Origin of the sequence: Hymenobacter jeollabukensis (assembly GCF_005771675.1) — a bacterium.
Classification (GTDB): domain Bacteria; phylum Bacteroidota; class Bacteroidia; order Cytophagales; family Hymenobacteraceae; genus Solirubrum; species Solirubrum jeollabukense.
Genome location: NZ_VAJM01000014.1, coordinates 49,439 through 74,517, shown reverse-complemented (window position 1 = coordinate 74,517; position 25,079 = coordinate 49,439). Strand labels below are relative to the sequence as shown.

24 protein-coding genes are annotated in these 25,079 nt (G+C 63.6%); 10 read left to right on the top strand and 14 right to left on the bottom strand.

Features of this window, described 5'->3' with window-relative positions:
* Positions 1-123: 123 nt before the first annotated feature.
* The 3 genes from FDY95_RS21360 to FDY95_RS21350 form a co-directional block, all read right to left on the bottom strand.
* On the bottom strand, positions 124-585 hold the full coding sequence (locus tag FDY95_RS21360) for a hypothetical protein (protein ID WP_138080812.1): 462 nt from the start codon (positions 583-585) through the stop codon (positions 124-126).
* 172 nt (positions 586-757) lie between these two features.
* Positions 758-1,303: a 2'-5' RNA ligase family protein gene (locus tag FDY95_RS21355; protein WP_138080810.1), complete on the bottom strand. Its 546-nt coding sequence runs from the start codon at positions 1,301-1,303 to the stop codon at positions 758-760.
* Between the two features lie 9 nt (positions 1,304-1,312).
* Complete coding sequence (locus tag FDY95_RS21350) at positions 1,313-1,909, bottom strand: DUF1572 family protein (RefSeq protein ID WP_138080808.1); 597 nt, start codon at positions 1,907-1,909, stop codon at positions 1,313-1,315.
* Between the two features lie 112 nt (positions 1,910-2,021).
* Here FDY95_RS21350 and FDY95_RS21345 point away from each other — a divergent pair, with 112 nt between their 5' ends.
* The gene (locus FDY95_RS21345; protein ID WP_138080806.1) at positions 2,022-4,214 is read left to right on the top strand and encodes an AsmA family protein; all 2,193 of its coding nucleotides are present in this window, start codon (positions 2,022-2,024) and stop codon (positions 4,212-4,214) included.
* Positions 4,215-4,281: 67 nt separating this feature from the next.
* Here FDY95_RS21345 and FDY95_RS21340 read toward each other — a convergent pair whose 3' ends face one another.
* Together FDY95_RS21340 and FDY95_RS21335 are read right to left on the bottom strand one after the other, a co-directional pair.
* Positions 4,282-5,043 carry a DUF6252 family protein gene (locus tag FDY95_RS21340; RefSeq protein WP_138080804.1) on the bottom strand — a complete coding sequence of 254 codons (762 nt, stop codon included), beginning with the start codon at positions 5,041-5,043 and terminating at the stop codon, positions 4,282-4,284.
* A 99-nt stretch (positions 5,044-5,142) separates the two neighbouring features.
* On the bottom strand, positions 5,143-6,255 hold the full coding sequence (locus FDY95_RS21335) for a PAS domain-containing sensor histidine kinase (protein WP_138080802.1): 1,113 nt from the start codon (positions 6,253-6,255) through the stop codon (positions 5,143-5,145).
* A 129-nt stretch (positions 6,256-6,384) separates the two neighbouring features.
* Here FDY95_RS21335 and FDY95_RS21330 point away from each other — a divergent pair, with 129 nt between their 5' ends.
* From FDY95_RS21330 to FDY95_RS21305, 6 genes are all read left to right on the top strand, one after another.
* Positions 6,385-6,957: a hypothetical protein gene (locus FDY95_RS21330; protein WP_138080800.1), complete on the top strand. Its 573-nt coding sequence runs from the start codon at positions 6,385-6,387 to the stop codon at positions 6,955-6,957.
* A 225-nt stretch (positions 6,958-7,182) separates the two neighbouring features.
* The gene (locus FDY95_RS21325) at positions 7,183-8,397 is read left to right on the top strand and encodes an aldose epimerase family protein (RefSeq protein WP_138080798.1); all 1,215 of its coding nucleotides are present in this window, start codon (positions 7,183-7,185) and stop codon (positions 8,395-8,397) included.
* A gap of 111 nt (positions 8,398-8,508) precedes the next feature.
* Complete coding sequence (locus FDY95_RS21320; protein ID WP_138080796.1) at positions 8,509-10,179, top strand: ribulokinase; 1,671 nt, start codon at positions 8,509-8,511, stop codon at positions 10,177-10,179.
* Between the two features lie 80 nt (positions 10,180-10,259).
* Complete coding sequence (locus FDY95_RS21315; RefSeq protein WP_138080794.1) at positions 10,260-10,952, top strand: L-ribulose-5-phosphate 4-epimerase; 693 nt, start codon at positions 10,260-10,262, stop codon at positions 10,950-10,952.
* A 242-nt stretch (positions 10,953-11,194) separates the two neighbouring features.
* Complete coding sequence (araA, locus tag FDY95_RS21310) at positions 11,195-12,685, top strand: L-arabinose isomerase (protein WP_138080792.1); 1,491 nt, start codon at positions 11,195-11,197, stop codon at positions 12,683-12,685.
* Positions 12,686-12,918: 233 nt separating this feature from the next.
* On the top strand, positions 12,919-14,013 hold the full coding sequence (locus tag FDY95_RS21305; protein ID WP_138080790.1) for a LacI family DNA-binding transcriptional regulator: 1,095 nt from the start codon (positions 12,919-12,921) through the stop codon (positions 14,011-14,013).
* Between the two features lie 14 nt (positions 14,014-14,027).
* On the opposite strand, the gene FDY95_RS21300 is transcribed toward FDY95_RS21305, so the two are convergent.
* Positions 14,028-14,447 (bottom strand): hypothetical protein, encoded by a 420-nt coding sequence (locus tag FDY95_RS21300; RefSeq protein WP_138080788.1) that lies wholly within the window; start codon positions 14,445-14,447, stop codon positions 14,028-14,030.
* A 410-nt stretch (positions 14,448-14,857) separates the two neighbouring features.
* On the opposite strand from FDY95_RS21300, the gene FDY95_RS21295 reads away from it, so the two are divergent.
* Complete coding sequence (locus tag FDY95_RS21295) at positions 14,858-15,883, top strand: aldo/keto reductase (protein ID WP_138080786.1); 1,026 nt, start codon at positions 14,858-14,860, stop codon at positions 15,881-15,883.
* A 328-nt stretch (positions 15,884-16,211) separates the two neighbouring features.
* Here FDY95_RS21295 and FDY95_RS26435 read toward each other — a convergent pair whose 3' ends face one another.
* The 5 genes from FDY95_RS26435 to FDY95_RS21275 form a co-directional block, all read right to left on the bottom strand.
* The gene (locus FDY95_RS26435; protein ID WP_171025782.1) at positions 16,212-16,370 is read right to left on the bottom strand and encodes a hypothetical protein; all 159 of its coding nucleotides are present in this window, start codon (positions 16,368-16,370) and stop codon (positions 16,212-16,214) included.
* Between the two features lie 36 nt (positions 16,371-16,406).
* The gene (locus FDY95_RS21290; protein WP_138080784.1) at positions 16,407-16,592 is read right to left on the bottom strand and encodes a hypothetical protein; all 186 of its coding nucleotides are present in this window, start codon (positions 16,590-16,592) and stop codon (positions 16,407-16,409) included.
* Positions 16,593-16,618: 26 nt separating this feature from the next.
* Positions 16,619-17,065, bottom strand: a complete 447-nt coding sequence (locus FDY95_RS21285) for a hypothetical protein (protein WP_138080782.1) — start codon at positions 17,063-17,065, stop codon at positions 16,619-16,621.
* Positions 17,066-17,123: 58 nt separating this feature from the next.
* Entirely contained in the window at positions 17,124-17,708 is a 585-nt protein-coding gene (locus FDY95_RS21280) for an NIF family HAD-type phosphatase (protein WP_212744940.1), read from the bottom strand.
* Positions 17,709-17,778: 70 nt separating this feature from the next.
* On the bottom strand, positions 17,779-18,444 hold the full coding sequence (locus FDY95_RS21275; RefSeq protein WP_138080778.1) for a DUF4279 domain-containing protein: 666 nt from the start codon (positions 18,442-18,444) through the stop codon (positions 17,779-17,781).
* 109 nt (positions 18,445-18,553) lie between these two features.
* Here FDY95_RS21275 and FDY95_RS21270 point away from each other — a divergent pair, with 109 nt between their 5' ends.
* On the top strand, positions 18,554-20,491 hold the full coding sequence (locus tag FDY95_RS21270) for an ABC-F family ATP-binding cassette domain-containing protein (RefSeq protein ID WP_138080776.1): 1,938 nt from the start codon (positions 18,554-18,556) through the stop codon (positions 20,489-20,491).
* A 192-nt stretch (positions 20,492-20,683) separates the two neighbouring features.
* Here FDY95_RS21270 and FDY95_RS21265 read toward each other — a convergent pair whose 3' ends face one another.
* Entirely contained in the window at positions 20,684-21,910 is a 1,227-nt protein-coding gene (locus tag FDY95_RS21265; RefSeq protein WP_138080774.1) for a hypothetical protein, read from the bottom strand.
* 220 nt (positions 21,911-22,130) lie between these two features.
* Here FDY95_RS21265 and FDY95_RS21260 point away from each other — a divergent pair, with 220 nt between their 5' ends.
* Positions 22,131-23,504 (top strand): type IX secretion system plug protein, encoded by a 1,374-nt coding sequence (locus tag FDY95_RS21260; protein WP_138080772.1) that lies wholly within the window; start codon positions 22,131-22,133, stop codon positions 23,502-23,504.
* Positions 23,505-23,578: 74 nt separating this feature from the next.
* On the opposite strand, the gene FDY95_RS21255 is transcribed toward FDY95_RS21260, so the two are convergent.
* Together FDY95_RS21255 and FDY95_RS21250 are read right to left on the bottom strand one after the other, a co-directional pair.
* Positions 23,579-24,394: a hypothetical protein gene (locus tag FDY95_RS21255; protein WP_138080770.1), complete on the bottom strand. Its 816-nt coding sequence runs from the start codon at positions 24,392-24,394 to the stop codon at positions 23,579-23,581.
* A gap of 131 nt (positions 24,395-24,525) precedes the next feature.
* Positions 24,526-25,071 (bottom strand): hypothetical protein, encoded by a 546-nt coding sequence (locus FDY95_RS21250; RefSeq protein WP_138080768.1) that lies wholly within the window; start codon positions 25,069-25,071, stop codon positions 24,526-24,528.
* Positions 25,072-25,079 lie beyond the last annotated feature (8 nt).

Below are 25,079 nucleotides of genomic sequence, written 5' to 3'. Positions count from 1 at the left end.
CGGCAATTCCGGCCCAACCCCGGCGGTAAATTTTCGACGCTGGCTGCTGCCGGCGCGCGTCGGGCACAAAAAAGCCCTGCCAAGGTTTGCTGGGCAGGGCTGGTAAAAGGCGGCTGAAACGCTCTAGAAACGGAACAGCGGGCGGGCCGGGTTCCAGATGCCCCAGGGAATCATCAGCAGCACGATGAGCAAGGCCACGCCGAACCAGATGGCGGCGCGCTTGTGCTTGAGCACCGCGTCGAGGGCTTTCTTGGAGGTGCTGCGGCCCACCTGCGCGCAGATGACGGCCACCAGCATCATGGCCAAGTGCTCGACGGCGAAAAAGCGCCCGGTGGCATCTTTCATCACGGCGCCGCCGGCCGTTTCGAAGGCCTTGGCGCCGAAGGGGCTGACGAAGTACAGAATCAGGCCCAGCAGCAGCTGCAGGTGCATGGAGCCCACGAAGGCGGCGCCCATGCCGTTGTCGGCGCCGGAGTAGGGCCGGCGGCCCAGCCAGCCCGAAAGGGCGCGCAGAAAGGCAATCAGGCCGAAAATGAGGACGAGCCAGCGCGTCCAGGAGTGCAGCAGCAGTAGAGTGGAGTACATAAGCAGCGGGTTGGTGCGGGGCAAAGGTAGGAGCTTCGGTAATTATGAATTCTGAATGCTGAATGCTGAATTGGCGCAACCCACCAAAGTAGGAGCCAGTACCAATTCATAATTCATAATTCATAATTCATAATTCATAATTCATAATTCATAATTCATAATTCATAATTCATCACTCGTCCTCGCCTTCCAGCGGGTATACCTCTTCGGGGATGAACTGCTCGCCTTCCTGGCGCAGAATGGCGAGGTTGCTGATGCGCAGCTTCAGGTTGAAGGTTTGCTCGTTGAGGTACTGCAGCACCGGGCCCAGCATCTCGGGCGTGGTGTCGTGCAGGGCCAGCGAAATGTGGGGCAGCCACAGCTCGGGCGTGCTGAACTTGTCGGTGCGCAGGCACAGCGGCTCGGTGGCCATGATGAGGCGGTGGTGCAGGCGGTTCAGGGCCTCGGAGCGGAGCACCGGGATGTAGATGACGGGGTTGGGGCCCGGAAATAAGCCTAGGCCGGTGGTGTGCGCCTCGAAGGGCACGGTGGTGGCCGCAATGTCCTCCAGCACCTCCTTCAGCGGGTCGTGCTTGTTGACGCCGGCCAGCAGGTAGGTGATGTGCGGATCAGGCGTGGCCTGCACGTCATCGAGGCCAAACTCATCCTCCAGGCTCTGGATGATGCCGTTGATGCGCTGGGCGTTTTGGGGGTTGAGCAGGGAAGTAATAGCAAGCATACGCGGCGCTTAAACTCCCGAACCGGCGCTAAGGTTGGCCGAAGACGCGGTTCGGGCCTGCATTTGAGCGTTGAACTGCTGGCTCTGGCCGCGCGCAATGCTGAGCGTTTGCCAGTCGGCGCCGCGCCGGGCTTTGGCCAGCAGCACCAGCTGCCCGGTGTGGTAGGCGTAGTGCGCCACCTGCCGCTGCAGGGCGGCCAACGCGGTGTGCGGCTCCTGCCGGATGGTGACGGTGCGCAGCCAGTCTTCGGGGTGCTGCTCCAGGTGGTCGAGCACCTGCCACAGAATGGGCCAGGCGGCCTGCCACTGTTGCTGCAATGCGGCCACGGCGGCTTCCGAGGTAGGCTCCTCGAATTCCTGGTCGCGGTGGCGGTCGGGCTTCTCGCCGTCCGTGGTCCAGAAATCGGTGAAGCGGGAGCGGAGGTTGCCCACCAGGTGCTGCACGATGACGGCGGCGCTGTTCGAGTTCGGCTCGGGGCGCCACAGCCACTCGGCGGGGGCCAGCTGGGCCAGGGCTTTGTCGGCCAGGGCCTGGTAGCTGCGGAAGCCGTGGCGCACGGTGGCCAGCAGCGCGGCGGCGAGGTCGGGGGAAGCGGGCGTGGGCATGGCAATGACGGGTAAGGTGGCCCGAAGGTAACCGCTGGCCGCCAACTCCGCCGCGGCCGGGCCAGACCGCCGGCCGGGTTTTGCGTACTAGCCCTGATTGTTGCCCCGCCGCGTGTCCACCAACCTTGCTTCCGCCTCCTCGCCGCCCGCTGCTACGCCGCCCTCCCGTCGTCGGTTGCGCTGGCTGTGGTGGCTGGCGGGCACCTTGGCCGTCCTGCTCATCCTCAGCGTTGTAGCTGCCCGCCTGTTCGACCCCTGGCTGCGCCACAAGCTGGAGCAGACCGTGGCCGACAAGTCGCAGGGGCGCTACGAGCTGCGCATCGGCAGCCTGCGCACCAGCCTGCGCCAACGCACCCTGACGCTGCGCCGCGTGTGGCTGCGCCCCGCCGGCTGGCCCCGCCAGACGGCCGTGCCAGCCGGCAAGGAAGCGCCCTGGCTGCTGCTTACGGTCGATGAAATCCGGCTGGCCGGCATCGGCTTGGGCGCTTTGCTGAAGGGCGAAGTGGTGAACGTGGATACCCTGCTGATTCGCAGCGTGCGGGCTCGGGTGCTGCGCACGCCCGAGCGCGGCGGCTCCGGCAAAGCCCTGCACGAGCAGCTGCCGGAGCGCATTCCGGGCGTGCGGCTGGCCCACCTGCTGATCAACGACGTGCGCGTGATGTCGGGCCTGCACGGGCACGAGCGGACGCAGCTGCGCCACGGCCAGCTGGCCGCTACCGACGTGCTCATCAGCCGCGGCGCCGCCCAGGATTCCAGCCGGCTCAGCTACGCGGCGGCCGTGGAGCTGGGCGTGCAGGGCCTGGAAGCGCAGGTACCCGGCCACCACCTCAGCCTCGGCGCGGCCCGCTTCAGCTCCCGGGGCCGGCAGCTGCGCCTGGATTCGCTGCGGGTGTGGCCCGTGGCCGACGGGCAACTGGCCCGCGGCGCTACGCACATCACGCTCTGGCTGCCCCTGCTGCGCCTCAGCGGCCTGAACTCCCAACTGCTGGCCCGGCGGGTGCTGCAAGCCGATTCATTGCGGCTGCCGAGCCTGCGCCTGGTCTTCGGCATCCCGGCCAAGACGCCGCCGCCCTTGCACGTGGCTCTGGCGCCTTACCTGCGCCGTGTGCAGCTACGCCACCTGCGCGTGAGCCGCGCCCAGCTGCAGCTGACCCAGGTGGAGCGGGCCCCGCGCTTCGTCGATATCAACCTGACCGCCGACGACCTGCGCGTCGATTCGGCCGGCTTCCGGGACCGGCAGCGCGTGCTCTACGCCCGCGACTGGCGCGGCAGCTGCGGCCCCGGCCGCATTTCCATCGACGCGCCTTATTACCACTTCAGCTGGGCCGCGCTGCGCCTGGGCACCCGCGCCCGCACCCTGCAGGTGGTGCGCGGGCTGATTCAGCCCACCATGTCGCCCGACGCGCTGTCGCGCAGCAAGGGACACCAGGCCACGCACCTCACGCTGACGCTGCCCGAGGTGCGCGTGCGCGGGCTCGATTACTGGGGCCTGCTGCACAAAACCGTGCGGGCCCAAACCGTGGCCGCGCCCAACATGGACCTGCGCATCATCGGCAACGCCCACTACCCGCTGGGCAACGCGCTGGCCAAGGTGACGCCCGAAAACGTGCGCCGCCTGCCTTTCCGCATCGACGTGCGCGAGCTGCAGGTACGAAACCTGGATATTCGTTTCAAGTTTACCGGGGAGCTGGCCCGGCGGCCGGGCTACTTCGCCATTACCCGCCTCACCGGCACGGCCACCAACCTCACCAACGACCCCCAGCGCATGAGCACGGCCCGGCCGGCCATCATCCGGGCCACGGCCTACCTGCAGGACCAGTGCCGCTTTTCGGCCACGGCCTGGGTGCCGCTGCTCGATCCGGAAGGCCGGCACCGGGTCGTGGGGCACTTCGGGCCGGCGCCGTTTGCCATCTTGAACTCCATCACCGTGCCCACGCGCTCGGCCCGCTTCGAGAATGGGCGGGTGGAAGACATCCGGGTGCAGCTGCAGGTGAACCGGCAGGAGGTAACCGGCCGCATGTGGGCCCGCTACTCCGACCTGAAAGTGGACCTGCTCAGCACCCACGGCGGGGGGCGCGACAAGCAGAAACTCACCACCAAAATCCTCTCCAAAGCCGCCAACGTGCTCGTCATCCGCGACGACAACCCCCGCCGCAAAGGTGCCGCGCTCAAGGATGCCCCCGTACGCTCCGACCGCGACCGGCGCTACAGCGTGTTTACCATCTGGATGCAGGGCATCGTGAGCGGGCTGCTGCACAGCATCGGCGTGCCCGGCAAAATGGCCGAGGAGCTCAGCGAGCTGTAACGGGCTTACTTGAGCATGCCTCTACGCAAGCCCGAGATGATGCGCTAGCATATGCTAATTGCCTGGCCTAATATGGCACGTCGGCGAAATAGCCGTTGGTGGTGTTGTACTTGCCGTTGGTGACGCTGTTGACGGCGCCGGCCTCGAAGGCAAATACGCCCGCCAGCCGCCGGGCCGCCGGGTCGTGGTAGGTGATGCGCACCGTGCCCCGGCCCTCGGGCGTAGCCGTCGACCAGCGGTAGGGCAGGGCCAGGTCGCTGTAGCGGTTCTGGTAGATGATGGTGGCCGTGCTCCCGCACTCGTAGAGGCCCGGCCCGTCGAAATCGGTGAGCTGCATGAACACCTGCTCGGCGTCGGGCAGGGCGCCGGGGGCGGTGCGCGCGGCGGTGATGGTCAGGTTTCGTCCGTTGAGCGTGGCCGTGATGCTGCCGAAGCGGTAGGCCTCGGCGCCCACGCTGTAGGCCAGGGTGCTGCCCAGGCCCGTCGTCACGGCGGGCAGCATGGTCACGGTATCGAGGTTGATGGTGCCGGAGCGCACGGCGTTGCGCTCCAGCACCGGCTCGGTGTAGTCGGCCGTCGGCTCGATGCTGAGCTGGTAGTTGCCGTTGGGTACGTTGCGCAGCATAAAGGAGCCGTCGGCGGCGGGCGTCACCACGTAGGTGCGCTGGGCCTCGTCGGTGGCTTTTACGCGCGTGGCGGCTTCGGCCGGGCTGATGACGCCCAGCAGCGTGCCCACGGCCGGCTGCACCGGCGGGCCCGACGACTGGCAGGCGCTGACCTCCAGCAAGGTGCCGAGCAGCGCGCCGGCGGTAGCAAAACGAACTAGCATAAACAAAAGAAGATAAAGTTGCCGCAAGCTACGTGTCGCCGGGCATTCCGCCCACAGGTTATTCGCCGAATTGCCGCCCGATAACCCGCCAGATCCGCTTCAGAGCGCCGCCGGGGCCTCCACGGCGGCCGGCAGCTCGATGTAGAACGTAGTGCCCACGCCCTCCTCGCTCTCAAACCAGATGCGGCCCTCGTGCAGCGTCACCAGCGTGTGAATCACCGACATACCCAGGCCGGTGGTCCGCTCCCCGCGCAGGCCGGGGCGGCGGGCTTTGGTAAACTTATCGAAGAGCAGGGGCTGCAGCCGGGCCGGAATGCCGATGCCCGTATCGCGCACCTGCACCTGCACGCGGCCCGGCGGCAGCGAGAGGTGCACCTCGATGCGTCCGCCGTCGGGCGTGAACTTCAGCGCGTTGGAAAGCAGGTTGTTGATGATCTGCTGAAACTTGTTGTCGTCGATGTTCACGTAAGCCACCTCGGCCTCGGCCGTGAAGCCGATGCGCTTGTGCAGCAGATGTTGGGCGTGCTGATAATCCGTCAGGAAGGAGCGCAGCCGGCCTACCAGGTCGATGCGCTCCAGGTGCAGCTCCACGCTGGCCGACTCCAGGAATTCCTGGTTGACGAAGTCGCGGATCAGGTTCACGCTGTCGGTGCAGGTAGCGCGCATCAGCCGCAGCAGCTCGCGCAGGGTCGGGTTGGCGTAGCCCTCCGTTTGCGCGGCCACGTGCTCGGCCAGCTGCTGCACCACCATCAGCGGCCCCGACAGGTCGTGGGAAAGGATTTCGAGGGTGGCGTTTTTCTTGGCGTTGAACTTGTCGGAGTTGAGCATGTACTCCTTCGTGCGGGTAATGTCGCGCAGGGTGCCCACCAGCAGCGGCTGGCCCTGTTCGTCGGCGCCGCGCGCGGCCGTGAGGGCCAGCCACTGGCGGCGGCCGTCGGAGTGGCGCAGGCGCAGCTCCACGTCTTCGACCACGGCGGCCTGGCCGCGCACGACGGGCAGCAGCTGTTCGCGCAGGTACTCCAGGTCGTCGGGGTGCAGGCGGGCCAGCCAGCGGGGCAGGTCCTGGGCTATGCGCTCTACCGGGCCGCCCAGCAGCTGCTCGTAGGCCGGGCTCAGGTAGCGCACGCGGCGCGTGCCGACGTGGTAGGCGAAATACACGGTGTGGCTGTGGGCAGTCAGCGGGCCAAACAGGGCGGCGTAGTCGGGCGGCATGGGGCTGAGGCAAAGGACTTAACCCGTATGTACCGTGCTGGCCGCCGTTTCGTTGCCGCCGCGGGGTGGCACGGCGTTGGCAAGGGCCACGTACGTTACCTGTCGTTCCACCCTTACCTAATTCCTGCTATGAACCACCTGCCCATGATAACCGGCCTGTTGGCGGCGCTGACCGCCCTGGCCGGCTGCGATAAAACCAGCGTCGGGCCCCAGTCCGACCTGCCGGCGGCCACCGCCACCGGGGCCGAAACCCTGGGCTTCCGCGTCGACGGGGCGGCCTGGGTGCCCGCCGGGCAGCGCTGCGGCATCTACGGCTGCGCCGACAACCGCGTGGAGGCCTCCTCGCACCTGAGCGGGCGCCGCCGCTTCCTGCTGCTCACCGCCGCCCGCACCGACGGCAGCCGCAACGAGTCCTTCGTGCTGCAGATCGACTCACTGGCCGGGCCGGGCGTGTACCGCGCCACGGCCGGCGGCCCCGGTGCCACCGGCGGCGAATCGGGCACCAAGCTCTACTTCACCGACAGCCGCCGCGGCCGGCAGTACCAGAGCCAGCCCGGCACGGCCAGCATCACCATCACGGCCATCGACACGGTGCGCGACTTGGTGGCCGGCACGTTCGAGGGGCAACTGCCCAGCCTGCGGGCGGGCGAGCCGGCCGTGCAGATCAGCAGCGGCCGCTTCGACGTGCTCTACAATCGATAGTGCATTCGGCGGGCTACTCGCGTGCTTTCCTCACTGCGCAAACCCCTGATCTGGCCGTGCTAAGCGCGGTCAGGCCAGGGGTTTTACGTGGATAATTTTACACAAACGATTGTGTAAACGCTCAGGTTTTTTTACTTTTCGCCCCGCTTAGCCGTGGCGGCAGTCGGGCCGAATGGTCGACCCGCCGCCGCGCGTTTTCCAGCTCACGCCACTTTTCCCGCCCCTATGCCTCGTCTATTCCAAGCCGCCGGTGCGCTGACGGTTTTCGGTGCCAGCAGCCTGCTGCTGCTGGCCAGCTGCAACCAATCGGCCCCGAGCGAGCAGGCTACCGCCGACGCCGCCCAGCCCGCCGCCACTGATTCTACTCAGGCCGCTGCCGACGCCGAAGCGCCCAAGGGCGTGGGCTTTGGCAAAACCGCCGACGGCCAACAGGCCGAGCTGTACACGCTCAGCAACGCCCACGGCCTGAAAGTGAGCATCAGCAGCTACGGCGGCACCATCACCCGCCTGTTCGTGCCCGACAAGGCCGGCAAGTTCGGCGACATCGTGCTCGGCTTCGACAGCGTGGCGGGCTACCAGAGCCCGGCTTACCGCAAGGCCGGACCCTACTTCGGCGCGCTGATCGGGCGCTACGGCAACCGCATCCGCGGCGGCCGGTTCACGCTCGACGGCAAAGCCTACACCCTGGCCAAAAACAACGGCGCCAACCACCTGCACGGCGGCCTGAAGGGCTTCGACAAGGTGCTCTGGCAGGCCGAGCCCGGCACCTCGGCCGAGGGCCAGACGCTCAAGCTGCGCTACCTGAGCAAAGACGGCGAGGAGGGCTACCCCGGCAACCTGCAGGTAACGGTGGTGTACACGCTGACCAATGACGACGCGCTGAAAATCGAGTATTCGGCCACCACCGACAAGGCCACGCCCGTCAACCTGACCAACCACGCCTACTTCAACCTGGCCCTGGGCCAGTCGCAGGACGTGCTCAGCCACCAGGTGACCCTGCCCGCCGACCGCTACACGGTGGTCGACGCGGGGCTGATCCCGACCGGCGAGCTGCGCCCGGTGAAGGGTACGCCCTTCGACTTCACCACGCCCCATGGCATCGGGGAGCGGATACAGCAGGTGCCCGGCGGCTACGACCACAACTGGGTGCTGAACCAGACCGAGGGGATGCACCCGGCCGCCACGGTGTACGAGCCGAACACCGGCCGCACCCTGGAAGTGACGACCACCGAACCCGGCATCCAGTTCTACACCGGCAACTTCCTCGACGGCTCGCTCACGGGCAAGGGCAACGTGGTGTACGGCAAGCACGCGGGCTTTTGCCTGGAAACCCAGCACTTCCCCGACTCGCCCAACCAGCCCAAATTCCCGAGCACCATCCTGAAGCCCGGTCAGACTCTGCAATCCACCACCGTGTACCGCTTCGGCGTGCGCAAATAGGTGAAATGGTGAGGTGGTGAATTGGGGAGTGCCGTTCAGGCGGCGCCACCTGCGCAATACGCGCCACGACAACATCAACTCACCAGTTCACCACCTCACCAGTTCACCAACATGTCAAAGACATACGTCATCGGCATCGACTACGGCACCGACTCGGTGCGGGCCGTGCTCGTGGATGCCCGCAGCGGCGCCGAAGTGGCGCAGGCCGTGCACCCCTACGCCCGCTGGAAAGACCAGCGCTACTGCAACGCGGCCCAGAACCAGTTTCGCCAGCACCCGCTCGACCACCTCGAAGGCCTCGAAGCCACCGTGCGCGCCGTGGCCGCCAAGGTGCCCGCCGCGCAGATCGTGGGCCTGGCCGTGGACACCACCGGCTCGACGCCCGGCGCGGTGAACGAGCAGGGGCAGAGCCTGGCCCTGACGCCCGGCTTCGAGGAGAATCCGAACGCCATGTTCGTGCTCTGGAAAGACCACACCGCCCTGCCGGAAGCCGCCGAAATCAACCAGAAAGCCAAAGCCTGGGGTGGTGAGGACTTCACCCGCTTCGAGGGCGGCATCTACTCCTCGGAGTGGTTCTGGGCAAAGATTGCCCACGTGGTGCGCGAAGACGCGGCCGTGGCCCAGGCCGCGCACAGCTGGATGGAGCACTGCGACTGGCTCACGCTGCAGCTCACCGGCGGCGAGCTGGCCACATTCAAGCGCAGCCGCTGCGCCGCCGGCCACAAGGCCATGTGGCACGAGAGCTGGGGCGGCCTGCCCTCGGAGGAGTTCCTGACGCACCTGGAACCCAAGCTGGCCGGCCTGCGCGACAGACTCTACACTGACACCTACACCGCCGACGAAGTGGCCGGCACGCTCTCCGCCGAATGGGCTGAGCGCCTAGGCCTGACGACCGACACGGTGGTAGCCGTCGGCTCCTTCGACGCCCACGCCGGCGCCGTGGCGGGCGAAATCGAGGCTTATTCGATGGTGAAAGTAATGGGCACCAGCACCTGCGACATCGTGGTGGCGCCCATGCAGGAAGTGGGGGCGAAGCTCGTGCCCGGCATCTGCGGGCAGGTCGACGGCTCGGTGTTGCCCGGTATGCTGGGCCTGGAAGCCGGCCAGTCGGCCGTGGGCGACCTGCTGGCCTGGTTCCGGCAGCTCATCGAGTGGCCCCTGCGCGCCCTGCTGCCCGCAAGCGGCGTGCTGACAGCCGAGCAGCAGGAACAGCTGCGCGAGGAGCTGGCCGGTAAGATGATGGTGGCGCTCAACAAAGCCGCCGCCGCCGTTGACCCCGCCGAGTCGCAGGTGCTGGCCCTGGACTGGGTGAACGGCCGCCGCACGCCCGACGCCAACCAGGCCCTGAAAGGCGCGCTGATGAACCTGTCGATGGGCACCGACGCCCCGCACATTTTCCGGGCGCTGGTGGAGTCGATTTGCTACGGCTCGCGCCGCATCGTGGAGCGCTTCGAGGAGCAGGGTGTGCCCATCAAGCAGGTTATCGGCCTGGGCGGGGTGGCCAAAAAATCGGCCTTTATGATGCAGACCCTGGCCGACGTGCTCAACCGCCCCATCCGCGTGGCTGAGTCAGATCAGGCTCCGGCGTTGGGCGCGGCCATGTACGCGGCCGTGGCTGCCGGCATCCACCCCGACGTGCCCGCCGCGCAAAAGGCCATGGGCAACGGTTTCGCCGACACCTACGAGCCCAACCCCGCCCGCGTGGCCGACTACGAGCCGCGCTACCAGCAGTACCTGGCCTTCGGCGAGTTCGTGGAAGCGCAGACGCCAAGCATGGCTTAGCCGGAGTTGGTTGCCGGTCGTTAGCTGCTCAAAGCAACCAGCGCCTGGCAACCACCAACTCGCAACTGACAACTCCCAACATGTACCAAGACCTGAAACAGGCCTGCTACGAGGCCAACATGCAGCTGCCCAAGCTCGGGCTGGTGCTCTTCACCTTCGGCAATGCCTCGGTGGTGGACCGCCAGAACCGCGTCTTCGCCATCAAGCCCAGCGGCGTGCCCTACGAAACGCTGCGGCCCGAGGACATTGTCATCGTAGACTTCGCCAACCACATCGTGGAGGGCACGAAGCGGCCCTCGTCGGATACGAAGACCCACGCGGTGCTCTACTCGCACTGGGAGGAAATCGGCGGCATCGTGCATACGCACAGCACCTACGCCACCGCCTGGGCCCAGACGCAGCTCGATATTCCCATCCTGGGTACCACCCACGCCGACCACCTCACCGTGGACGTGCCCTGCGTCCCGCCCATGTCGGACCAGCTCATTCAGGGCGACTACGAGCACCAGACCGGCTGGCAGATCATCAACGAGTTTCAGCAGCGCGCCCTTTCGCCGGCGGAGGTGGAAATGGTGCTGGTGGGCAACCACGCGCCCTTCACCTGGGGCAAGACGGTGGACAAAGCCGTGTACAACAGCGCCGTGCTCGAGGAAATTGCCCGCATGGCCTACCTCAGCTGCACCCTGCGCCCCGGCGTGCCCCGGCTCAAGGATGCCCTCATTCGCAAACACTACGAGCGGAAGCACGGCGCCAATTCTTACTATGGGCAGTAGCAGAACGTCGCCGTCAGCACGGTAACCGCACGAAAAAGAACGTCATGTCGAGCTTGTCGAGACATCTCGCATGCTGAATCCGGATAGTAAAATCACGTTCAACGAGCAGATTACTATCGAGCGAGATTCCTCGACTTCGCTCGGAATGACGTTCTGATATAGTCGTTCTACACAATCGATAATCCAAAACCACCCAGCATACCGTGCGGCCCTCACCCAGCCGCGCGCTCAACTTTCCTCCCATGATTGACATTTCGCAGTACGAAGCCTGGTTTATCACCGGCAGCCAGCACCTCTACGGCCCCGAAACCCTGGCGCAGGTGGCCAAACACTCCCAGCAGGTGGCCGAGGCCCTGGGCGCGGCCCTGCCCATCAAAGTGGTGTACAAGCCGGTGCTGACCGGCCCCGATGAAATCTACAAGCTGATTCAGGAAGCCAACGTCACGCCGAACTGCGTGGGCCTGATTACCTGGATGCACACCTTCTCGCCGGCCAAAATGTGGATCAACGGCCTGAAGATTCTGCAGAAGCCGCTGGCCCACCTGCACACCCAATTCAACCGCGACATTCCCTGGGGCGACATCGACATGGACTTCATGAACATGAACCAGTCGGCGCACGGCGACCGGGAGTTCGGTTTTATCGGCACGCGCATGCGGGTGAAGCGCAAGGTGGTGGTGGGCCACTGGCAGAGCGCCGACGTGCATGAGCGCCTGAGCATCTGGGCCCGCGCCGCTTCGGCCTGGGCCGACTGGCAGGGTGCCCGTATCGTCCGCTTCGGCGACAACATGCGCTACGTGGCCGTGACCGAGGGCGACAAAGTGGAGGCCGAAATCCAGTTCGGCTACTCCGTCAACACCTACGGCATCGGTGATTTGGTGGCCGTTATCAACGAGGGCAGCGACGCGGAAATCGACGCGCTGCTGAGCACCTACGAGCAGGAATACCAGCTGGCCGACACGCTGCTGGCCGGCGGCAGCCAGCGCGACTCGCTGCGCGAGGCTGCCCGCATTGAAGTGGGAATGCGCAAGTTTCTGCAGCAGACCAAGGCCATCGGCTTCACCGATACTTTCGAGGATCTGCACGGCATGGCCCAGCTGCCCGGCATTGCCACGCAACGTTTGATGGCCGAAGGCTACGGCTTCGGCGGCGAGGGCGACTGGAAAACCTCGGCCCTGGTGCGCGCCATGAAGGTGATGGGCAGCGGCCTGCCCGGCGGCAACTCCTTTATGGAGGACTACACCTACCACTTCCAGCCCGGCAACGAGCAGGTGCTCGGCTCGCACATGCTGGAAATCTGCCCCTCCATTGCCGAGGGCAAGGCCAAGGTGGAAGTGCACCCGCTGGGCATCGGCGGCAAGGCCGACCCGGCCCGCCTGGTGTTCAACTGCCCCGCCGGCCCGGCCCTGAACGCTACCATCGTCGACCTGGGCCACCGCTTCCGCCTGGTGGTCAACGAAGTGGAGGCCGTGGCGCCCGAGCACGACCTGCCCAAGCTGCCCGTGGCCCGGGTGCTCTGGAAAGTGCAGCCCGACCTGGCTACCGGCGCGGCCGCCTGGATTTACGCCGGCGGCGCCCACCACACCGGCTACAGCCAGAACCTCACCACCGAGTACCTCGAAGACTTCGCCGACATGGCCGGTATCGAGTGCGTGGTCATCGACGAGGACACCAAGCTGCGCCGCTTCAAAAACGAGCTGCGCTACAACGAGGTGGCCTTCAGCGGGCGGTAAGGCCAGCTAAGGACTGAAAAATCAGAACGTCATGTCGAGCGAAGTCGAGACATCTCGCATGCTTCGTTGAACTACTCAGTTAAAACGTCATGCTTGGCTACGCCGACCTTCGGTTCGACAGGCTCAGCATGACGTTCTGATTTTTTCGGTTTTCCCCAGCCACTTCAGCTTTCCAGCGGCCTTCGAGCCGTCCGCCGTTACCTTTGTCGTTGCTCTGAACCGCTTTTTTACCCATGCCTCCGCGTAAGAAGTCTGCTGCGCCTGCCACCGGCGCGCCCGTATCCATGGCCGATCTGGCCCGGGAGCTGGGCGTGTCGATGACCACGATTTCGCGGGCGCTGAGCGACCATCACAGCATCGGGCCGGAGATGAAGCGGAAAGTGCTGAAGCTGGCCAAGAAGTACAACTACCAGCCCAACCGCCTGGCCTCGGCCCTGCGCAAGGGGCGCAGCAAGCTGCTGGGCATCATCGTGCCCTACATCGAGGGACGGTTTTTTGCCCGGGTGGTGCACGGCATGGAAACGGCCGCCCGGCAGGCCGGCTACCACGTCATCATCTGCCAGTCGAACGAGGAAGAGGCGCAGGAGCGGCGCAACATCGAGGCGCTGCTGAACCTGCAGGTGGCCGGCATCCTGACCTCGGTGGCCCGCACCACCCGTGACTACCAGCACTTCGACCAGGTGACGGAGCGCGGTGTGCCGCTGGTGTTTTTCGACCGCCGCCCCGACGAGCGGCCGGTGCACGCCGTGGTGCTCGACGACCAGGAGGGCGGCTACCTGGCCACCCGCCACCTGCTGCAGCAGGGCTGCCGCCGGGTGGCCCACGTGGCCGGCCCCCAGTACCTGAACATCTACCGCAACCGCCGCCTGGGCTACCTGCAGGCCCTGCAGGAGGCCGGCATTCCGCCCGACGAGGCGCTGATCAGCTACGGCGACATGAGCCAGGAAGCCGGCGCTGCCGCCCTGCGGCAGTGGCTAAAGCTGCCCGCCCCGCCCGACGCCGTCTTTGCCGCCGGCGACTACGCGGCGCTGGGCGTGATGGAAGCGGCCCTGAGCAGCGGCCTGGCCGTGCCGGGCGAGCTGGCCGTGGTGGGCTTCAGCAACGAAACCTTCACCGTCATTTCCAAGCCCGCCATCAGCTCGGTGGAGCAGCGCTGCGAGGAAATGGGCCAGGCCGCCGTGCGCCTGCTGCTGGAGCTGATTGAGGCCGACGGCTCGGTGCTCGGGCCCCGGCAGCTGGTGCTGCACCCGGAATTGCTGGTGCGCGCCTCCTCGCAGCGGCTGGAGGTTTCGGCCGCGCCGAAAGAAACCAAGCCGCGGCGCAAGTAATCCACAACCCGCCGTTACGCCACCTGCAATTCCTCCTCGCGGTAGCAGTCCCAGTAGCCGTCGTTGAGGCGGTACACGTTCACGCGGTGAATCCAGCCGGTATCGGGGTGGCGCTCCTTGAGCTGCCCGCGCCAGATGACGGCGTAGGCCCGGTTCTGGGTTTCGGGCTGCACCGGCTGGCCCAGGTCGTAGGCGTAGGTGGCGGCCGAGGCGCGCATAATCACGCGGCCGGCCGCGGGCGCCGCCTCGGCGGGGGCGCCGGGCAGGGGGCAGGGCTGCTCGTGCCAGGCCAGCAGCTCGCCGCAGCAGGGGCAGAGCGCGGCCTCGGCGGCGGCGTCGGGGGCCTCGGCGGGAGCATCGGGAAGGACGGCCGCCAGCGCTTCGACTTGCTGCTCAGCGGCGGTGTAGCGCGGGGCCTTGCGGGGTGTTGCCATGACAGCTTTAGCTAAATTTTTAGCTAAAGTACGGCTGGCTAAGTTTTTTGGCAAGACGCGGGGCTGCGAGGTGATGAATCGGTGGCCTGCTAGATGTTCTGGTCGCGTTGGCAGGAAAGCGGCGGAACGGTGTAGAGACGCAACCTTGCGTCTCAATCGGTGCTGATGTCAGGTTGGTTCTGGTCATTCGATGCCGAGACACAAGGTTGCGTCTCTACAGTAGGTCGGCGGTTCACGCCCATAAGCATAACGCTCGGTGTAATGAGCCGGCACCGGGCAGGGGAGTAGCCTGCGGCGTGTGCGGGCCGAACTTCCGGGGCGGTGCCCGGTTGTAGCAGCCGGGGTGCCCGGGCGGGCACCACCACGTTCACCGCGGAGCCGGGCTCCGCGCTACTTTTTCGACATCTGCCATGGAATACCGCCAACTAGGCGCTTCGGGCCTGCGCATTCCGGTTTTGAGCTTCGGCACCGCCACCTTCGGGGGCAGCAACGAGTTTTTCAAGGCCTGGGGCGACACCCAGGTCGACGAAGCGCGCCACCTCATCGACATCTGCCTGGAAGCGGGCGTGAACCTGTTCGACACCGCCAACGGCTACTCCGACGGCCAGGCCGAAACCATCCTGGGCAAGGCTCTGGAAGGCCGGCGCCCGGAGGTGCTGATTTCGACCAAGGCCACCTTCCCCACCGGCACGGGCCCGAACGACTACGGCTCCTCGCGCCAGCACCTGCTGCGGGCCTGCGAGGATTCGCTGCGCCGCCTCGGCACTGACTACATCGACATCTACCACATGCACGGCTTCGACGCGCACACGCCCATCGACGAAACGCTGCGCACCCTCGACACGCTGGTGCAGAGCGGCAAGGTGCGCTACATCGCCTGCTCCAACTTCTCGGGCTGGCACCTGATGAAAAGCCTCTCCATCTCGGAGCGGCGCGGGTGGGCCCGCTACGTGGGGCACCAGGCCTACTATTCGCTGGCCCACCGCGAATTCGAGTGGGAGTTGCTGCCGCTGGGTCTGGAAGAAGGCGTGGGCACCATCGTGTGGAGCCCGTTGTCGGCGGGGCTGCTGAGCGGCAAGATACGCCGGGGCCAGCCCATTCCGGAAAGCAGCCGCCTGGCCCAGGGCGGCGGCCAGGGCCCGCAGGTACCCGACGAGCGGCTGTTCGCCATCGTGGACGTGCTGGATGAAATAGCCCGGGAAACGGAGAAAACCGTGCCCCAGGTGGCCCTGAACTGGCTGTTGCAGCGCCCCACGGTGGTCAACCTGGTCATCGGGGCGCGCAACGAGGAGCAGCTGCGCCAGAACCTCGGGGCCGCCGGCTGGAACCTCTCGGCCGAGCAGGTAGCCCGGCTGGATGCCGTCAGCGCCACCACGCCGATTTACCCCTACTGGCACCAGCAGCGCTTCCCGATGCTGGGGCACGCGGGGATGTAAAAGCGGTTAGCCCCGAAAGCTTGCGGAGGCCATCCGAGAAACTTCGGGTTGCCTCCGAAAGCTTTCGAAGGTCGACCGAGAAAGTTGGGTCGACCTCCGAAAGCTTTCGACGGGCATCCGAGAAAGTTAGGTCGACCTCCGAAAGCTTTCGACGGGCATCCGAGAAAGTTAGGTCGACCTCCGAAAGCTTGCAATGGTCGACCGAGAAACTTCGGGTGGCCTCCGAAAGCTTGCGGAGGCCACCCGAAGTTTTTTTGTTGGATAAAATAAAGAGAAGTAGGACCGTTCAGGTCGGCTGGACTGCCGTCTGCATTTGTTTAAAGCAGGGTTAGCGTAGCTGCACTTCCAACGCCTGATTCTCCAGCGCCAGCAGCAGCCAATCGTCGTGCCCGGAACTGGGTACGAAGGGTGTCATTTCCTGCCCCTGCGTATACGCTTCATAGGATTGCGGATCCAGCTTCACCGTGAGCGGCCAAAGCTCCTGCACGCTGGAACCACCGCCCTTATTCGGCCCCGGGTCTATTCACGCCCGCAGCCGGATTTGCCGCGTCCGGCGCACGTACTCCGGCTGGTAGTCCTCGGCCCATTCCGGGTCCAGGATTCCGTCGCACCAGTAGCGGCGCCGGCTGCGGTTGGGGGAGCGGCTGAGGACGGCGGAAAGCTGCCATTCGAGGTGCTCGTAGAAGGCGCAGGTGAGGGAGGGGTGCATCAGGCAGGATGTGGGCGGGTCGGGTCTTATTGTTCAACCACGGAATACCTGCCGACCCGCCAGTCGTTCGTGTGCCGGATGAGCGTGCCCTCAGCCAGCACCCCCTCGATGGCATAGCCCAACCGGAAATCCAGGGTGTCGTGCCGCCGCCGCAGCGGCCCGAGGTGCAGGTAGTCGCGGCTGCCGCGCTGCCGGAGCTGCCGGGCCGACAGCAGCAGGACGGGTTGATTGAATTTCCGCAGCGGCAGGCCGGGGGTGACGAAGGCATCCGTTTGGAACTTCACCGGGAGCCGTCCGGGCAAGTCGGCGTGGTAGAAGTGTTGCAAGTCGGGCAGGTCCAGCAGAAGTTGCAGCACCTGTTGCCGCTCGGATTGGGGCAAACTGTCGGGGCTTTGCCGCGGCGCGGGGCGGGCGGCCAGGCAGAGGCTGGCGGTGAGGAGTAGGGCGAGGGGGCGGCGCGTATTCGGAATCATAGTCGCTGTAGCGCAGGGTGAGCCAGGCATGGAGGGGAGTTTACGAGTGGAGTACGGCCTATGAATGGTCGCGCCAGCCACGTTTCTCCAGCTGCCGCACGTTCGCCGCGTCTTTGAGGGTGAGCAAATACGCCAGCAGCTGCGGCAGCTCGTTGTCGTGAAGTTGACCGGTGTATTCGGTGGGGTAAATGGCGTTGCCGAAGTTGCGTTTGGCCTTATGCGGAGTATCATCCACAATCAGCACTCGTTCGAGCCGGTAACCGTGCCGCTTTAGCTTCTTGAGCACCTTCACGTAGTCATAGTGACTGTGGTAATCGGTGTAGCCCGTTTCCTCAAAGGCCGCGTGATTGAAGCAATACGTGCAGCGGCTGCGGCCCCACACAAATTCCAGCGAGGCATCGGGCGGGAAGATGCGCCGTGTTATTTCGGTCACGTAGTCATCGGAGGCCGACGACCAGACGGCCAACTTAAAATGCCGGTTGACCTCGCGCAGAAAGGCCGCCAAGTGCGGGCGCAGGTAGATGTGGTAATCAAATAGCTCGAAGTCGGCGGGGCGGTCGGGTAGGGGCGTGGAGCGGGCGTGAACGAGGGTTTCGTCCAGGTCGAGGATGAGGAGGATTTGGTTGGGTGAATCAGAGGACATGGTCATTAATCATAGCTATTTTAAGTATAGCACCGTAAGGCCGCGCGGTGGGGCGCGTGCATGCAGCTAATCAGTAATTGCTGGGTAACTCCCGGCCTTGAATCCACAGGTCGAACGTAAGCTCTAGCCCTAAACGGTGCAGCCGGGCTATCAGGTCCTGGGGTAAAAACAGGCGGGTGAAGTTGCGGTTGGAAAGGTGAAAGCAGATGCCGACCAGTAGAGTATTCGAGCCGGTATCGGTATGCGCGATGAGTTGGCGTATTCCGGCAGCATCCTGTTCGAGAAAGGAAAGAAACTCGTCCAGCTTTTCCTCGATGCGGCCCGGGCTTTTAGAGGATTCGAATTCCAAAAGACTAATGAAGCTGCCGGCGTCTTCTCCTCCTTGCTCTACTCTTTCGACTTTCTGCGGCGTGAGCGTGGTCAGACGCAACAGTTCCTCGCACGATAAGTCGGCCGACCAGGGAGAAAAGCTTAAATAAACAGCCGGTTCGGTGTCGACACCAGTTAGTTCTGCTTTGTCCTGCGCAATGACAAAGTGGACGCCGATATAAAAGGCTTCATCCTTGACTGCCACGTAACCGGTGGCCCTACCTGCTTCCTCGTTGATAACAATGGCTTCTACTCTGGGCAGGCCGTTATCGAGCGCCACGTCCATAATGGCTAATAGCTGCCTTGTTGACTCCCATTCAGGCTGCAGCAGCTCCTGGTGGATGAGCTTGGTGATGGTTTCAATCATGCTTCGGGAAACCGCTTTTTAGAGGTCAGTTAAAGCGTTACATCGTGGCGCAAGGACCCTCCGCCCAAACGCCGTACCTTTGCCCTTCCTGCGCTGCAAGGTATACTGCATGATTTCCATCTCCGACCTCGACTTTCACTTCGGTGCCCGTACGCTTTACGACGGCGCCTCGCTGCACATCAAGCCCAAGGATAAGATTGGCCTCATCGGGCTGAACGGCCAGGGCAAATCCACCCTGCTGCGCCTGCTGGTGGGCGAATACAAGCCCGACGGCGGCTCCATCTCCATGAGCAAGGACGTCACGCTGGGCTTCCTCAACCAGGATTTGCTCAGCTACGACTCGCACGAGCCCATCCTCATCGTGGCCATGCAGGCCTTCGCCGAGGCGCTGGACCTGCAGAAGAAAATCGACGAGGTGCTGCTGGAGTTCGAAAACAACTACACCGACGACCTGGTCGACAAGCTGGCCACCCTGCAGGAGCGGTTTGAGGCCCTGGGCGGCTACACCATGCAGGCCCGCACCGAGGAAATCCTCGAAGGCCTGGGCTTCACCACCGAGGAGCTGCAGCGGCCGCTGAAGCTGTTTTCGGGCGGCTGGCGCATGCGCGTGATGCTGGCCAAGATCCTCTTGCAGGAACCCTCCCTGCTGCTGCTCGACGAACCGACCAACCACCTGGACCTGCCCTCGATCAAGTGGATTGAGAACTACCTCTCCAGCTACGAAGGCGCGGTGATTATCGTGAGCCACGACCGGGAGTTCCTCGACCAGACCACCAACATGACGGTGGAGGTGACGGGCGGCAAGCTGGTGCCCTACGCCGGCAACTACTCCTTCTACATGGAGGAAAAAGTGCTGCGCGACGAGATTCACCAGGGCGCCTTCGAGAACCAGCAGGCCGCCATCCGGCAGGCCGAGCGGTTTATCGAGCGGTTCAAGGCCAAGGCCTCCAAGGCCAAGCAGGCCCAGAGCCGGCAGAAGATGCTCGACAAGATGGACCGCATCGACTCGGTAGCGCCCGAGGCGGCCAAGGTGAACTTCTCGTTCCGCTTCTCGGTGCAGCCCGGCCGCCACATCCTGCGCATGGAGCACGTCACCAAGAAGTACGGCGACAAAATCATCTTCCGCGACACCAACGTGCACATCGAGCGGGGCGACAAAATCGCGCTGATCGGGGCCAACGGCAAGGGTAAATCCACCCTGATGCGGATGGTATCGGGCTCGGAGGCGCCCACCTCGGGCACCCACCAGCTGGGCCACAACGTGATTATGGCCTTCTACGCCCAGCACCAGCTGGAGTCGCTGAACGTAGACAACGAGGTGCTGCAGGAGATGGTGCAGGCCGGCTCGAAGCGGACGGAAATGGAGCTGCGCACGGTGCTGGGCTCGTTCCTCTTCACCGGCGACTCGGTGTTCAAGAAAATCAAGGTGCTCAGCGGGGGCGAGAAAAGCCGGGTGGCCCTGGCCAAAACCCTGATTTCGGAGGCCAACTTCCTGCTGCTCGACGAACCGACCAACCACCTGGACATGCAGTCGGTCAACATCCTGATTCAGGCACTGGAGCAGTTCGAGGGCACCTTCCTGGTCATCAGCCACGACCGGTACTTCGTGGAGAACGTGGCCACCAAAATCTGGTACATCGAGGACTTCCAGCTCAAGGAGTACCCCGGCACCTACCACGAGTACGAGCAGTGGCAGGAAGACCGCGCCAAGGAAGCCAAGAAGCTCGGCCTGACCGCCCCGGCCGCCAAGCCCGCGCCCAAAGTGGAGGTGAAAAAGGAGCTGAGCCAGCAGGAGCGCGAAACCACCCAGCGCGAATTGAAGCAGGCCAGCAAGCAGCTGCAGGAAGTGGAAGCCCGCGTGGCCAAGCTGGAACAGGAGCTGGCCGCCTACGAAAAGCAGCTCGGCGACGCGAACATCTACAACAACGCCGCCCAGCTGAAAGACGTGACAGTGAAGTTTGAGCAGGTGAAAAAGGAGCTGGCCAAGGTGAACGACCAGTGGTCGGAGCTGGCCGAGAAGGTGGAAACGCTGGAAGGCAAGCTGTAGGGCGATGTAGCAACAGCAGGGACTCTTTGTAAGGAATGAATCCTAGCGAAGCGTCTCTGCTGTTAGTGTTTTCTGAAAGGCGAACGGAAACATTCTGAGTAGTAGGCGTGATGGTAGATATGGAATTTGTATGTTTTTGAATTAATTATATATACTAAATAAAAGCTAAAACGAATGTTGGGTAAGTGGTTGCTAATAGGGGATTAAGTCTAGTCTTGAATCAGGGGTGGTGATTGTTATTCTCGATTTTCTAATGCTTGTAATTCTGAGCTCGATGCCGCCGCCTAATATTATTGAGGTTTTATTGTTGTTAAATGCCCATGTATTGTTGTAATTTCCACCATCTCCGCAGTTAGGTAAGTTTGGGTCTATTGTAATAGAGCCACCTCTATGTGAAAAAGTGCCATTTGAATTGAAAATATAGATATCATCCATTGCAACAAGGGGATTTACTGCGCTTTGACCGCAGTAAGTAGTTGTTCCTTGAGGATTTACTTTCCAGTACTTTACACTGTCGTTTGTGAGGTTATAATCGATTGTGTCACGCAGCCGCAGTATTTGGTACCCTGTCCCCCAGTACCTGCGCTTTGGATCTGGGTTTGTTGAAATGGCCGCTGTAAGTGCAATGGGATGCACACCTCTTCGCGAACCTAAATTTTTTGTTTGGTCGGCTTCAGATTCGGGCGTGCCCGTGCCATTACTCTGGAATACTGTCTTGCCGGTAGCAACCTTGCACATTATACCCATATGGTTGTTGTTGTTGGTCCTGATCCATAAGATAAAGTCGCCGCTTTTGATACTGCTAATGGGTAGGTTTCCTAAATTGGCTACAATGACATTTCTAAATAGATTGTTGTTTTTTATTGCGTTGAATAAATTTTGTTCGAATGTTTTAACCGTAGTTCCTGTATTTATATTTACATTGGAGTAATTGAGTAAATTAATGATAAATCCAGAGCAATCCGTTCCATATACGGAATAAGTTCTGTGTAAGGGATTCGCGTCTTGGGAAGGAGGGGGTAAACGTTGAGTAATGTCTCGTTGTCCATAACTATAAACCAACCCCATATGTGCAGGTTTAGTAGGATCGTTACCAACTTGTGGATAAAGGTGGGTTTTTTGTCCACTTAAAGCTTGGGCATCCTTTAGCATCTTATCAATTAAATCTCCGATAACCCCCGACGCGCCTGTGGTTCCGGTTGGACGGCCCAGAGGAGTGCCATCATACCCGAACATTTCTCGCAGAGTGGGATTGGGAGTACTTAAGCTTTCAATAAATGCGTTATCTTCTTCACTGATACTGTCTCCAAAATCTCCGCTGACATTAGTTTCGGTCGCGTTGGTTGGGTCGCTTGACTCTTTTTCACAACTGGAAACTGCTAGTGTGAGCAGTAAAAGAACCATTGCCTTATTTTCCATGGGATTAATTTTTTAAGGTGAAACAGCCTGTTTATTTGGGGTTCGAGGATTTCTCCTGGGGCAAAAAACCAACTGAGCGTTTGTCCGGGCCTAAGAGCATGAGAGTCTAATACCGCTATTCAATAATATGTGAGAATACTAATATAGTCTTTGTTGATATTATTCCAATATTTTTTTGTTGTTCACTCCTCTTGAACCTATCCCCCGTATCTTTCGATTCATGCGTTTGCTTTCTTCCACCTCCTTGCTGCTGCTAATTGCCGGCTGCGTGCCGCTGGGCACGCCCATCACCGACCCCAACGCCGGCCGCGTGGGCCAGGCCAGCCCGGTACAGGCGCCGCGGGCCAACCAGCAGCTGCGCTTCGAAGACGCCACCTACGACCCCGACATCCAGAGCGTGCAGTGCTACGTGAGCACGGGACAGCCCACGGAGGTGTTTACGGCGCCGGTGGTGCCGCTGGAGCAGGCGGGCGGCATCGTGCTGGAGTTTGACTTTCTGGGCGACCAGAGCCGCCGCCTCACCGCCCGCCTCGTGCATTGCAACGCCGACTGGTCGCCCTCGGTGCTCACGGATCTGCAGTTTCTCAACGAAATCAACGAGTTCAACCTCACCAACTACCGCACCTCGGTGGGCACGCAGGTGCCCTATTACCACTACCGCCTGCCGGTGCCGGGTCCGAAAATTTCGGGCAACTTCCTGCTGGTGGTGCAGGACGCTAACACCCGCCAGCCGCTCATCTCGCGCCGGCTGCTGGTGTACCAGAACCTGGTGGAGGTGCAGGCCCAGCTGGGGCTGGCGCCCGGCGGCTCGGCCCGCTACACCATGCAACAGATTGATTTCGGCATCCGCTACGGGGCCTATCCGCTGGTGAACCCGGCGGTGGAAACGCGGGTGGTGCTGCGCCAGAACTTCCGCTGGGACAACGCCCACTACAACCTGCGCCCCACCTTCGTACGCGACGCCGAGCAGCGGCTCGACTACCAGTACTTCAACTTCGAAAACGCCTTCCCGGCGCTCAACGAGTTTCGCTTCGCCGACATCCGCTCGCTGCGCACCAACGGCGTGGGCGTGGAGCGCCTCGACATGCAGGCCTCGCCCCGCGAGGTGCGCCTGCTGCCCGAAGTCACCCGCGGCGGGCGCAGCTACACCCAGTACGAGGACGCCGATGGCCAGCGCGTGTTCGAAAACCGCGAGTACGGCAACGGCGCCACCAACGCCGACTACGTGTGGACCACCTTCCAGCTGCGGGCCGAAAGCCCCGCGCCCGGCCCGGTCTACGTGTTCGGCGCCCTCACCGACTGGCAACTCAAGGACGACTACAAGCTGACCTACAACGCCGAGCAGCAGCTCTACACCGGCCGCGCGCTGCTCAAGCAGGGCTACTACAACTACTACTACGTGGTAGGCCAGCGCGGCGCCGCACCCGACGCGGGCTACTTCGAGGGCAGCTACCAGCTCACCGAAAACCAGTACGACATCCTCGTCTACTACCGCCCGCCCGGCACCCGCACCGACCTCATCATCGGCTACCGCCCGCTCGTGGTCAACGGCCAGCAGGTGCGCTCCACCAACCAATCGGGCCTGTTCCGCTAGGCGCTGCGCCCAGCCCAAACGCAACGGCCCCGGTTACCAGTGCGGTAGCCGGGGCCGCGGCGTTATCGAAGGGGTTACTGCGCGGCCAACTGGGCGCTGATTTTGAGGCTGAGCGTCTGGCCCGAGGAGCCGCTGCCGCCACGGTTTTTGCCGCTGCCACCGGGGCCGCCCGGTCCGCCCCGCCGCCCGCCGCCGCGCTGGCCGCCGCTCATGCCGCCGGGGCCGCCGCTGCTGGAGCCAACCGGGCGCTGTCCGCCCACCAGCGTCAGGCCCACCACGGGCTTCTTGTCGGGGGCGAAGGACGAGCCGCGCTTGTAGAGCAGGCGCAGGGGCACGGCCAGCTCGTAGATTAGGTTGCCGCTGGCGTCGAAGGCCGCCGCCGCGTGCAGGCCCAGCTGGGTGTGGTTTTCGGCCAGAGTGGGCTCGGCATTGCCCTTGAACTTGAGCAGCTGCATTTCATGCATGTTGGCCAGGGCCTGCGCCAGCCGGGCCTGGTAGTCGGCGGGGGAAGCCGGCCCGGCGTTGGCGGTTTCGACGTGTTGGCGTATGGCCGCGCCCATGCTGCCGCCCAGCGGGAAGTGCACCCCGAACTGCTGCTGGTGGCGGCCGGTGGTATCGAGCCACACCGTGAGGCCCTGGAAAATCAGGCGGCGCTGGGTGGCTTGGTCGCCGGTTTTCAGGCGCAGGTACACCGTGCGCGCGTCGTTGGTCACCTGGTACTGCAGGTGGTTGTGCTCGTCGGTCTGCAGCTGGCTGTTGTCCCACTCCGTAGCCTGCCCGTCGGTGACGGGGGCGGTAGGGGCGAAGCGGCTTTGCAGCGCCGGTTGCTGGTGGCAGGCCGTCAGCGCCAATACGGCCAAAGCCAGGCCGGTACGCGAAGAAAACACCATGCGTGGTGGAAGGAAAACGGTAAAGCGAGGTTGAAAATCTGCTGCCAAGGCAGCGCGGGAGCAGCTTACGCCGGCGCGGGTGGACTTCGCATGAAGAAGCGCCGCCGCTGGTCCGACCTGGCGGCCAAGCCTTAGGCCATGGCGCTGAGGGTGCGCTGGGCGTCGCGCACCACGGTGGCCCAGGTTTGCTGCAGCAGCTCGGGGTCCACGCTGGTGCGCTGCACGTACTGCTGCTGGTATTGCTGCAGCTGGCCGTGCAGCTGGCGGCAGCGGTTTTGGAAGCCCACGAAATCGGCCACAATCTGGCTTTTCAGCTCGGGCTGCAATAGCCGTTGGGCGTGCACCTTAAAGTAGGAATCGGCCAGGAAACGGCGCGACACCAGCAGGCGCCGCAGCTCGTCGCGGTCCTCGTCGCTGAGCTGGTAGGCCAGCTGGGCGGCCACGGCCAGGATGTCGGCGGGCTTGCCGGCCGCGGCGTGCTCCTCGAAAATGGCGGTGTATTCGGCCGGCGTCGCGGGCTTCACCTGGAAGAGCTGGTCGAAGATGAGCATGTTGGCCAGCTGCTGCTCCAGGGCTTGCCCGAAGTACACGGCCAGGCCGAAATGGGCGTACACTTCCTTGGTTTGCTCCTCGGCGCTGAGCTGGTTGAAGTGGTCAAGTAGGGGCTGAATGTCCATGCGAACGG